Below are 11,509 nucleotides of genomic sequence, written 5' to 3'. Positions count from 1 at the left end.
TCGTGCCAATGCTCCGCGTTGGCATGCAGTTCGTGACGCTCTGCGTCACAAATTTGCGCCGCACCACATGTTCAAGATCGGACGCGGAGCGTGGGGACGATAATCAACGCCACGAAATCCAGCCGTTACAAACGCAACAGGGTTTTCCACGCGCGGCTCTGGAATACGGTGATTGCCTGTTGCACGCGTGCATCAAGGACTTCATCGCTGATGTCCATATTGGCCAGTTCTTCCAGCTTGCGTAGTTCGCCGTACAGGCGGTCCAGCTCCGGCAGCTCCAGTGCGCCGCGTGCCCAGTGCAGCCAGGCCTGAATGCGCTCGATGCGCGGTAGTTGTTCGGCCAGGTCTTCTGGCTGCTGCTGATAGCGGCTCAGTTGCAGCGACGTCGCTTCTTCACCCAGCAGGCGTGGCAGCCAGCTGCTCAACAGCGCAGCGCCCTGACGATTGCCACGGGTATTGCGCTCTGTGGTCCAGCTGCGCGCCAGCAACCAACGCGAAGTGTTCAGCGAGAACTCGCCCCAGCGGGTGTCCTGCAACTCTTCCAGAAACTGCTCGTGGGCGGCACCGCGTACATCGGCATCTTCCTGCCCGGCCTGAACCAGCGGGCGCCAGTCTTCCAGCAAGGCGTCCAGCGAGGTACGCAGTTGCGCGGTCGAGGCCCGTGGGGCGGCCTGGCCAAGGCTGCTGGTCAGGGCACGCAACTCGGCGAGCATCTCGACCCAGTCCTGCAGCAGACGCCAGTGGCCGTTGAAACGGTATTGCTCGGCCAGACGCTGGCTGCTGCCCAGCAGATGCCAGGCCAGCGCGGAGTAGGCTTCGTCCAGCGGCGTTTCTGCGTGCAGAGCGGGAGCGTGCAGGCTCAGCGAGTAGCTGCTGGCATCAAGCAGGCGATAACCGCGCTCTGCCTTGCTGATATCGCACGGCATCAACGGCAGCGTTGCAGCCAGCTCGGCGGCCAGTTCCAGCAGCGCGGCAGGTTCGCCTTCGCGCAGTTCAAGCTCCAGCTCGCAGATTTCTTCCTTTTGCTTGCCTGCAACCACCTGGCCCAGGTCCAGCGCGGCTTCGATCACCACTTTGGCCTTGCCACGACCCCAGGCAATTTCGGCCTTTTCACGGATGAAATCGGTGGTGAACAACGGCTTGATGGTTTTCTTGTCCAGCCCGGCCAGTTGCTCGGGCCAGCAATCGCCTTCGAGCTTTTTCAGGTCGAGCTTGGCTTTACTCAGGTCCCAGTTGTATTCATTGCGCTCGGACAGGCCGGCAACACTTTGCCCGCGCGTCTTCATGGTCTGGATGATCTGATCGCCATCGCGACGGATGCGCAGGGCGACTTTGGCCTGTGCCAGCTCGCCCTCTGGGGTATCGAAATACTGGTTCGACAGTTCAAGGCGCTCCCAGCCACTCTTGTTGCGCTTCTTGAGCAACGGGTGTTCGCGCAGTGCAGCGAGGGTCTCGCGGCTGACGCGGAGTTTGATTTCTGTTTCTTTTTGCATGGCCGGGGGAATCCAAACGCTGATACTGATAAACGGGAGAGCAGCCCATGACTGAACGGCTGCTAAGGCCGTCAGTGTACAGGACATGGCCCGAAACGGTTTATTCCTGGGTTGCTATGGCCCTATGATGGGCCGTGTTTCGTCTTGATTACAGGAAGCGCCCATGCCGTTGCCGTCCATGAAAGACCAGTTCGCCGCCTTGATCGCTGCGCCATCGGTGAGCTGCACGCAGCCTTCTCTGGACCAGACCAACCGGCCTGTCATCGATCTGCTCGCCGGATGGCTCGGGGATCTGGGTTTTGCCTGCGACATCCAGCAGGTTTCCCCCGGCAAGTTCAATCTGCTGGCAACTTATGGCACAGGTCCGGGCGGCCTGGTGCTGGCGGGCCACAGCGACACCGTACCTTTCGACGAGGCGCTGTGGAAAACCGACCCGTTGAAGCTCACCGAAGTCGATGGCCGCTGGGTCGGGCTGGGCAGCTGCGACATGAAGGGCTTCTTTGCGCTGATCATCGAGGCGGTGCGTGGGCTTATTGGTCAACCGTTCAAACAGCCGCTGCTGATCCTCGCCACCTGCGATGAAGAAAGCTCGATGGCCGGGGCTCGCGCACTGGCAGAGGCCGGACGTCCGCTGGGCCGCGCAGCAGTTATCGGAGAGCCGACCGGGCTCAAGCCGATTCGCCTGCACAAAGGCGTAATGATGGAGCGCATCCATATCCTCGGGCGCAGCGGCCATTCTTCAGACCCCAGCCTTGGCCACAGCGCGCTGGAGGCCATGCACGACGCGATCAGCGAACTCAAGGGCCTGCGTACGCAATGGCAGGTGCAATACCGCAACCCGCAGTTCGCTGTGCCGCAACCGACCCTGAACCTGGGCTGCATTCATGGTGGCGATAACCCGAACCGGATTTGTGGCCAGTGCTCGCTGGAATTTGACCTGCGCCCATTGCCGGGCATGGACCCTGAGGTGCTGCGGGCAGCCATTCGCCACAAGCTTGAGCCGCTGGCCGAGCTGCACCAGGTAAAGATCGACTATGCTCCGCTGTTCCCCGAGTGTGCACCCTTCGAACAGGCTGCTGACGCTGAACTTGTGCGCGTTGCTGAACGACTGACCGGTCATACGGCTGCAGCAGTAGCATTCGGCACCGAAGCGCCTTATCTTCAGCGCCTTGGCTGTGAAACGCTGGTGCTCGGCCCGGGCGATATCGCCTGCGCGCATCAGCCGGGGGAATACCTCGAAATGTCACGTCTGGACCCTACAGTGCGTCTGTTACGTCAATTGATCGAACATCACTGCCTGACTCCCCAGTGAGCCCGGTACTACCAACGTTGAATAAAAGGAGATTGCGCGTGTTGCCAAGCCTGTTCCGACGATAACCACCACACCGTTGTGCGTGCTTTTTCTCTTCGTCCATTTTCTCTACAGGCTCTTGTTGTCATGCCCGAATACGTCAACTGGCTTCGCCACGCGTCTCCGTACATCAATGCTCACCGTGATTGCACTTTCGTCGTCATGCTGCCCGGCGACGGCGTTGCGCACCCTAACTTCGGCAATATCGTCCACGACCTGGTGCTGCTGCACAGCCTGGGCGTGCGTCTGGTGCTGGTGCACGGCTCGCGTCCACAGATCGAAAGCCGCCTGGCCCAGCGCGGCATTACGCCGCGTTACCATCGCGACATGCGCATCACCGATACCGAGACGCTGGAGTGCGTGATCGATGCTGTGGGTCAGCTACGCATCTCGATCGAGGCGCGCCTGTCGATGGACATGGCTGCTTCACCGATGCAGGGCTCGCGGCTGCGGGTGACCAGTGGCAACGTGGTAACTGCGCGGCCTATCGGCGTGCTGGAAGGTGTCGATTATCAGCACACCGGCGAAGTGCGTCGGGTTGACCGCAAGGGCATCAATCGCCTGCTGGATGAGCGTCATATCGTGCTGCTGTCGCCGCTGGGTTATTCACCGACCGGCGAGATTTTCAATCTGGCCTGTGAAGACGTTGCCACGCGTGCGGCCATTGATCTGGCTGCCGACAAACTGCTGCTGTTCGGTGCCGAAACCGGGTTGCTGGACGAGCAGGGCCGACTGGTGCGCGAGCTGCGTCCGCAACAGGTACCTGCGCACTTGCAGCGTCTGGGTGCCAACTATCAGGCTGAATTGCTCGATGCAGCGGCCGAGGCCTGCCGCGGTGGTGTGGCGCGCAGCCATATCGTCAGCTATGCCGAGAATGGCGCACTGCTGACCGAGCTGTTCACCCGCGACGGCGGCGGTACGCTGGTTGCGCAGGAGCAGTTTGAGCTGGTGCGCGAAGCGGCCATTGAGGATGTCGGCGGCTTGATGGACCTGATCACGCCGCTGGAAGAGCAGGGCATTCTGGTACGTCGTTCCCGCGAAGTGCTGGAGCGCGAGATCACTCAGTTCAGCGTGGTCGAGCGAGAAGGGCTGATCATTGCCTGCGCGGCGCTGTACCTGATTGCGGACTCGGAGTCAGGCGAATTGGCATGTCTGGCCGTCAATCCGGAATATCGCCACGGTGGGCGCGGGGACGAGTTGCTGGAGCGCATTGAAAACCGCGCCAGAGCGCTGGGTATCAAGACCCTGTTCGTCCTTACCACCCGTACCGCGCACTGGTTCCGTGAGCGTGGCTTCGAGCCCAGCAGCGTCGACCGCCTGCCAAGCGCCCGCGCGTCGCTGTACAACTACCAGCGTAATTCGAAGATCTTCGAAAAGGCGATATAAGCCTGGGGGCGGACGCAGAGCACTCTTGGCTATATTTTGTGGGAGTGAGCTTGCTCACGAAGAGGCTGGTACAAGCCCCCGGAAAGGGGCGTTTGAACCGTCCCTTTCGTGAGTCGGCTCACGCCCACATTAATTGCCCGTATCAGTTGCTGATCGACAGAATGCTCGCCTGGTACGACCCCACGAATGTGTCGAAATCCACCACTTCCTCGGTCGCTTCCAGCTCGGCCTGTTCTTCGATCGAGGTTTTGGCCTGGGCTTCGAAGTCTGCCTGTTCCTGAGCGCTCAGCGGGTGAGTGCGGAAGTATTCGGCGTGTGCCTGACTCTGGCGCAAAGAGAAAGCGGTAAAGCCCTCGTTATGCGCTTTCATGCTGGCCAGCACCTGGGCGGAAGGTGTAAGCGACGCATCGTCGATCTTTGCCTGTTGCACGGCAATCGACTTGATATGCTCATCGATGCCCTGGGCCTGATCCAGCAGTCGGGCAATCGGTGTGATTTTTTCCAGCAGCTCGGTTGCCCAGGTCTTGAGATCAACAGGGCTGTTGTTGCGCTGCAGGCTCAGGCCCGGACGGCGACCTTCCTTGACCACTGCCAGGAAGTTCGAGCTTGCATTGGAACACTCATGGCTTGCCAGTTGCTGGCTTTCCTCAAGCGCGCAGTACAGCACGAACGCATCGATGAAGCGTGATTGCTCCAGGCTGATGCCGGTAGGCAGGAACGGGTTGATGTCCAGGCAGCGCACTTCAACGTACTGCACACCACGGGCCACAAGCGCCTGAATAGGGCGCTCGCCGCTATAGGTCACACGCTTGGGGCGAATGTTGGAGTAGTACTCGTTCTCGATCTGCAACACGTTGGTGTTCAGCTGAACCCACTCGCCGTTCTGGTCATGAGTGCCGACATCGACGTAAGGCTTATAAGGCGTGGCCACGGCCTTGCGCAGGCTGTCGGTGTAGCTGACCAAGTCGTTATAGCAAGGGGTCAGGTCGGCCTGGGCGTCGCTTTGATAGCCCAGATCGCTCATACGCAGGCTGGTGGCGTACGGCAGATACAGTGTGTCGGCGTCGAAATGTTGTTCCAACTGATGTTTGCGGCCGCGCAGGAAGCCCGCATCCAGCGCTGGTGAAGCACCGAACAGGTACATCAGCAGCCAGCTGTAGCGGCGGAAGTTGCGGATCAGCGCGATGTAGGAATGCGATTGGTAGTCGCGCGCGTCGCCAGCGAAGTCTTCGGTCTGCTTGAGCAGCGCCCAGGCGTCTTCCGGCAACGAGAAATTGTAATGAATGCCAGCGATGCACTGCATGGTCTTGCCATAGCGCAGCGCCAGGCCTTTGCGGTACACGTATTTGAGCTTGCCGATGTTCGACGTGCCGTAATAGGCAATCGGTATGTGCTCTTCATCGGGCAGCGGGCATGGCATCGACGGGCTCCAGAGCAACTCGTCGCCCAGCTTGCTGTAGGCGAAGCGATGGATCTTGTCCAGGCTATCGATGGTCTCGGCCGGGTTCTTCAGCGCAGGCGTGATGAACTCCAGCAGCGATTCGGAATAGTCGGTCGTGACCTGACCGTTGGTCAGTGCAGCACCCAGAGCTTGCGGGTGAGGCGTCTGTGCCAGTTCTGCGGTTGCGGTAACGCGCAGGCACTCGCGCTCGATACCGTGCAGGCACTGCTCCAGCAGAGAGAGGTTGTTGCGCTCGCCGAGCAATGCAAGACGACGGTTTAAAAGTTCGCTCAAGGTGTAATCCTTCACGCATCGGTCGCCCCGATATGGGGGTGGACTTGACGGTCTACAAGGGTGAAGAAAGGAACTGGCGTAGTCGCCTGGTTGGTCTGTAGCGCCTGTTCACAATCACTGCTCTATGTCGTACCACCCAAATGGACTCGGCACCACGCTAATGGTGCCGAAATTAACCTAAATGATGTCGATACGGCTAGGTTCTGTTCACAGTGATTGCTTTCATCAGCCTTTATCGCAGTCTAGATGACTGCGAATGTGCCCTGGGCTTTGGCGACGAGTTTGTCGCCCTGAACGACTTCAGCCTCGACCACCAGCGTGCGGCGACCCACGTGCAGCACCTTGGCGATGCACAGGACTTCTCCCTCGGAGACGCCGCGCACGTAGTTGATCTTGCACTCGATGGTGACACTGCGCTGGTCGAAACCGTGGGAGCTGGAGCAGGCCAGCCCCATGGCGATATCGACCAGACTGAAGATTGCCCCGCCGTGCATCACGTTGCCGCGATTGCGCAGATGCGCCTCCAGCGGCAACGCAACCTCCGCCACGCCCTCGTCCAGACGCCGCAGTTCGCAGCCGAGCATCTTGAAGTAGGCACTTTGGGTCAGATCTTCAGGAATATCCATCAGCGCTTCTTCAACTGCTTGGCATTGGCAAACAGCGAAGCCATTGCGTTGTTGATGGGCGCGGGTGCAGGGGTTTCCTTGCGTGGGGCGCTGTTCTGCTGGCGAGGCGAAGAACCTGGACGGGCACCGCGTGCGCCGTCGACCTTCTCGCCGGGCGTGTCGCTCATGCGCATCGACAGGCCGACGCGTTTGCGCGGAATGTCGACTTCCATGACCTTCACTTTCACCACATCACCGGCCTTGACCGCTTCACGCGGGTCCTTGATGAACTTCTCGGACAATGCCGAGATGTGTACCAGACCGTCCTGATGCACGCGGATATCGACGAACGCACCGAAATTGGTGACGTTGGTGACCACGCCTTCGAGAATCATGCCCGGTTGCAGGTCCTTGAGTTCTTCGACACCGTCCTGAAACTCTGCCGTCTTGAACTCCGGACGCGGGTCGCGACCCGGTTTTTCGAGTTCCTGCAGAATGTCGGTCACGGTCGGCAGACCAAAGGTCTCGTCGGTGAACTTCTTCGGGTCCAGGCGTTTGAGAAAGCTCGCATCGCCAATCAGCGAGCGAATATCGCGGTCGGTTTCCGCCGCAATACGCTGCACCAGTGGATAGGCTTCCGGGTGAACGGCAGAAGAGTCCAAGGGGTTGTCACCGGTCATCACGCGCAGGAAGCCTGCGGCCTGCTCAAAGGTCTTTTCGCCCAGACGACTGACTTTCTTCAGCGCTGCACGCGTCTTGAACGCGCCGTTTTCATCGCGATGCGCAACGATGTTCTGCGCCAGTGTGGTGTTAAGGCCGGAAATCCGCGCCAGCAACGCCACCGAAGCGGTGTTCACGTCCACGCCAACAGCGTTCACGCAGTCTTCAACCACCGCGTCCAGGCCGCGCGCCAGTTTGAGCTGCGAGACGTCATGCTGATACTGACCGACACCAATGGACTTGGGATCGATTTTCACCAGCTCGGCGAGCGGGTCCTGCAAGCGACGGGCGATGGAGACCGCGCCACGGATCGATACGTCGAGGTCCGGGAATTCCTTGGCGGCCAGTTCCGACGCGGAATAAACCGATGCGCCTGCTTCGGAAACCATGACCTTGGTCATTTTCAGACCTGGGTATTTTTTGATCAGGTCGGCGGCCAGCTTGTCGGTTTCGCGGCTGGCGGTGCCGTTGCCGATAGCGATCAGGTCGACCGAGTGCTTGGCGCACAGGGCAGCCAGCACGGCAATGGTCTGATCCCACTGGTTCTTCGGCACATGCGGGTAAACGGTCGCGTAGTCGAGCAGCTTGCCGGTTGCGTCCACCACAGCGACCTTGCAGCCGGTGCGCAGGCCCGGGTCCAGACCCAGTGTGGCGCGCTGGCCAGCCGGGGCGGCGAGCAGCAGGTCGTGCAGGTTATGGGCGAAAACGTTGATGGCTTCGGTCTCCGCGCCGTCGCGCAGCTCGCCCAGCAGGTCGGTTTCCAGGTGGCTGTACAACTTGACCTTCCAGGTCCAGCGCACCACCTCTGCCAGCCATTTGTCTGCGGGGCGGTTCTGGTTCTGGATGCCGAAGCGTTCACCGATCATCAGTTCGCAAGGGTGCATGGCACCCGGCAGTTCTTCACCGACTTTCAGTGCGGAGCTGAGAAAACCTTCGTTGCGGCCGCGGAAAATCGCCAGTGCACGGTGCGAAGGCATGCTCTTGAGCGGCTCGTCGTGTTCGAAATAATCGCGGAACTTGGCACCTTCCTCTTCCTTGCCCGGCACCACGCGTGCGCTGATTACTGCTTCCTGTTTGAGGAAGCTGCGCAGCTTGTCGAGCAACGATGCGTCTTCGGCGAAGCGCTCCATCAGGATGTACTTGGCGCCTTCCAGCGCAGCTTTGACATCGACCACGCCTTTCTCGGCGTCGACAAAACGGGCTGCTTCGGCGTCCGGGGTCAGGCTCGGGTTGTTGAACAGGCCGTCGGCCAGCTCGCCCAGGCCGGCTTCAAGGGCGATCTGGCCCTTGGTGCGACGTTTCTGCTTATAAGGCAGGTACAAATCTTCAAGGCGGGTCTTGGTGTCGGCCAGCTTGATGTCGCGAGCCAGCTCCGGGGTCAGCTTGCCTTGCTCTTCAATGCTGGTAAGAATGCTGACACGCCGGTCATCCAGCTCACGCAGATAGCGCAGGCGTTCTTCCAGATGGCGCAATTGCGTGTCATCAAGACTGCCGGTCACTTCCTTGCGGTAGCGGGAAATGAAGGGCACGGTCGAGCCTTCATCCAGTAGTGCTACGGCCGCTGCGACCTGTTGTGGGCGTACGCCGAGTTCTTCGGCGATGCGGCTGTTGATGCTGTCCATAAGACCACCTGGAGTTGTGAGCAAAAAACTGGGCTATGTACGAGTTGCCTTGCCTGAATATCGGCCGCCAGCATTTATTTTCAGCGCTGGCGAACCGCCACAAGGCCAGCGTTGCCTGACTTTGAGGGCGGCGCATTATACCCGGCGAAGGCGGATTAGGGGATCGACCGACAAATGTGGTCTTTTTTCGGCGAAAAAGCCTGCACAAGTGCCGCCTTCAGTAAAATCTGCTAACAATGCACAAGGTGCGCATCACCGCAGCTACGCCATAATGCGCCCCGAGATCAGAGGAGCATCCGATGAGCAGCACCGCACAAAATGCTGAAGGCGAAAAAATCCTTATTGTCGATGACGATCCGGGGCTGAGCAGTCTCCTGGAGCGTTTTTTCACCAGCAAGGGCTACCGGGCCCGCGCCGTGGCAAACGTGGAGCAAATGGACCGACTATTGGCCCGCGAGGTGTTCAACCTTGTGGTGCTGGACTTGATGCTGCCCGGAGAAGACGGCCTTTCAGCCTGCCGTCGTCTGCGAGCCGCGAACAATCAGGTGCCGATCATCATGCTGACCGCCAAGGGCGATGAGCTGAGCCGCATCAAGGGGCTCGAACTGGGTGCTGACGATTACCTGGCCAAGCCGTTCAACCCGGACGAGTTGATGGCGCGGGTCAAGGCTGTTCTGCGTCGTCAGGCTGCGCCTGTACCCGGCGCGCCCGGCAGTGAAGACGAGTCGGTCAGTTTCGGCGACTACGAGCTGTCCCTGGCAACCCGCGAACTCAAGCGTGGCGACGTGGTGCATATGCTGACCACGGGTGAATTCGCGGTACTCAAGGCTCTGGTCATGCACGCTCGCGAGCCGCTGACCCGTGACAAACTGATGAACCTGGCCCGCGGCCGGGAGTGGGATGCGCTGGAGCGATCCATCGACGTACAGATCTCCCGTCTGCGTCGCCTGATCGAGCCGGATCCTTCCAAGCCCCGGTATATCCAGACCGTCTGGGGCGTAGGCTATGTATTCGTTCCGGATGGTGCCGGTAATCGCTGATAAGCCGGTTGTCAGCACAGAAGTCCGTCATTCCCGCCAGTTACGTCGATAATCTCTTTCAAGGTTATCGGCGTACTGGTTTTTTGCGTTCGTCCATCGGGTCCGGCCCGCGTTCGGCAAACCTGCGAGCCTCGCTCGCCTTGCAAAGTGTATGGCTGCAGTTATGAAGACTCCGCTCTGGTTTCCGCAAAGCTTTTTCTCTCGCACGCTCTGGCTGGTGCTCATCGTCGTGCTGTTTTCCAAGGCCCTGACGCTGGTTTATCTGCTGATGAACGAAGACGTGCTGGTCGACAGGCAGTACAGCCACGGCGTTGCGCTGACGCTGCGCGCGTATTGGGCTGCCGATGAAAACGATCGTGAGGCAATTGCCGAAGCGGCCGGTCTGATTCGGGTCGTGGGCGGTGGCGTGCCGGAAGGTGAGCAGCACTGGCCGTACAGTGAGATCTACCAGCGGCAGATGCAGGCCGAGCTGGGTGCCGATACGGAAGTGCGTCTGCGTGTGCACGCACCGCCCGCGCTCTGGGTCAGGGCGCCGAGCCTTGGGGATGGCTGGCTGAAAGTACCGCTTTATCCGCACCCGTTACGCGGCCAGAAAATCTGGAGTGTGCTGGGCTGGTTCCTGGCCATCGGGTTGCTCTCCACAGCGTCGGCGTGGATTTTTGTGCGTCAATTGAATCAGCCGCTCAAGCGTCTGGTCTTTGCGGCTCGACAGTTGGGGCAGGGGCGCAGCGTACGCTTGCCGGTCAGTGACACACCCAGTGAGATGACCGAAGTCTATCGGGCCTTCAATCAGATGGCCGAAGACGTCGAGCAGGCAGGGCAGGAGCGCGAACTGATGCTGGCTGGCGTCTCCCATGACTTGCGTACACCACTGACGCGTCTGCGCCTGTCTCTGGAACTGATGAACGACAATGAGTTCTCCGAAGGCATGGTGCGGGATATCGAGGACATGGATGCCATTCTTGACCAGTTCCTGGCGTTCATTCGCGATGGGCGTGACGAAGAGATTGAAGAAGTCGATCTGGGGCATCTGGTGCGCGACGTGGTTGCACCCTTCAATAACGATGAAGATAGCATCCGTCTGTGTCTGGAACCGATCCCGCCCTTCCCGCTGAGGCGCGTATCGATGAAGCGTCTGCTGACCAACCTTATCGGCAACGCCAGGCATCATGCCGGTAACGGTATCGAAGTGGCCGCTTATGTATCCGGTGACAGAAATGCGCCGTACGTAGTGTTGAGCGTACTGGACAGAGGCGCAGGTATCGATCCATCCGAGCTTGATACCATCTTCAACCCGTTCATTCGCGGTGATCGCGCCCGCAGTGGCAAGGGGACCGGCCTGGGGCTGGCTATCGTCAAGCGCATCGCTGCCATGCACGGCGGCAACGTCGAGTTGAGAAATCGTTCGGGGGGAGGCCTGGAGGCGCGAGTGCGTCTGCCTTTAGGGCTGATGCTGCCGAGGGATGCTATCTAGAAAGAATCGTAAAGGGAATAAAGCGCCGTGCGGGTCATGGAGGATGTTCGACAGGTCGACGCATGGGAGTATCAGTTTTTTTG

The 11,509-nt window shown here is 60.0% G+C and carries 8 protein-coding genes; 4 read left to right on the top strand and 4 right to left on the bottom strand.

What is annotated here, in order from left to right:
- Nucleotides 1-125: 125 nt before the first annotated feature.
- Nucleotides 126-1,493: a CYTH domain-containing protein gene (locus ALO64_RS14015; RefSeq protein ID WP_044345119.1), complete on the bottom strand. Its 1,368-nt coding sequence runs from the start codon at nucleotides 1,491-1,493 to the stop codon at nucleotides 126-128.
- Nucleotides 1,494-1,656: 163 nt separating this feature from the next.
- Here ALO64_RS14015 and argE point away from each other — a divergent pair, with 163 nt between their 5' ends.
- Nucleotides 1,657-2,805, top strand: a complete 1,149-nt coding sequence (gene argE, locus ALO64_RS14010) for an acetylornithine deacetylase (protein WP_044345118.1) — start codon at nucleotides 1,657-1,659, stop codon at nucleotides 2,803-2,805.
- A gap of 126 nt (nucleotides 2,806-2,931) precedes the next feature.
- Nucleotides 2,932-4,230, top strand: a complete 1,299-nt coding sequence (gene argA / locus ALO64_RS14005) for an amino-acid N-acetyltransferase (protein ID WP_044345117.1) — start codon at nucleotides 2,932-2,934, stop codon at nucleotides 4,228-4,230.
- 142 nt (nucleotides 4,231-4,372) lie between these two features.
- Here the strand turns inward: argA and gshA are convergent, their stop codons facing one another.
- The 3 genes from gshA to ALO64_RS13990 form a co-directional block, all read right to left on the bottom strand.
- Nucleotides 4,373-5,965, bottom strand: a complete 1,593-nt coding sequence (gshA, locus tag ALO64_RS14000) for a glutamate--cysteine ligase (RefSeq protein ID WP_044323848.1) — start codon at nucleotides 5,963-5,965, stop codon at nucleotides 4,373-4,375.
- Nucleotides 5,966-6,207: 242 nt separating this feature from the next.
- Nucleotides 6,208-6,591 carry a PaaI family thioesterase gene (locus ALO64_RS13995; RefSeq protein WP_044345116.1) on the bottom strand — a complete coding sequence of 128 codons (384 nt, stop codon included), beginning with the start codon at nucleotides 6,589-6,591 and terminating at the stop codon, nucleotides 6,208-6,210.
- Complete coding sequence (locus tag ALO64_RS13990) at nucleotides 6,591-8,912, bottom strand: Tex family protein (protein ID WP_044345115.1); 2,322 nt, start codon at nucleotides 8,910-8,912, stop codon at nucleotides 6,591-6,593. Before ALO64_RS13990 ends, ALO64_RS13995 begins: the two co-directional genes overlap by 1 nt.
- Nucleotides 8,913-9,211: 299 nt before the next feature.
- Here ALO64_RS13990 and ompR point away from each other — a divergent pair, with 299 nt between their 5' ends.
- Nucleotides 9,212-9,952: an osmolarity response regulator transcription factor OmpR gene (gene ompR / locus ALO64_RS13985; RefSeq protein ID WP_002555676.1), complete on the top strand. Its 741-nt coding sequence runs from the start codon at nucleotides 9,212-9,214 to the stop codon at nucleotides 9,950-9,952.
- A 163-nt stretch (nucleotides 9,953-10,115) separates the two neighbouring features.
- A complete protein-coding gene (locus ALO64_RS13980) occupies nucleotides 10,116-11,426 on the top strand; it encodes an ATP-binding protein (protein ID WP_004655259.1) in 1,311 nt (436 codons plus the stop codon).
- The last annotated feature ends 83 nt before the right edge of the window (nucleotides 11,427-11,509 follow it).

The sequence above is a fragment of the Pseudomonas meliae genome (genome assembly GCF_001400515.1).
Classification (GTDB): domain Bacteria; phylum Pseudomonadota; class Gammaproteobacteria; order Pseudomonadales; family Pseudomonadaceae; genus Aquipseudomonas; species Aquipseudomonas amygdali.
This window is presented reverse-complemented; position numbering and strand designations above follow the sequence as displayed.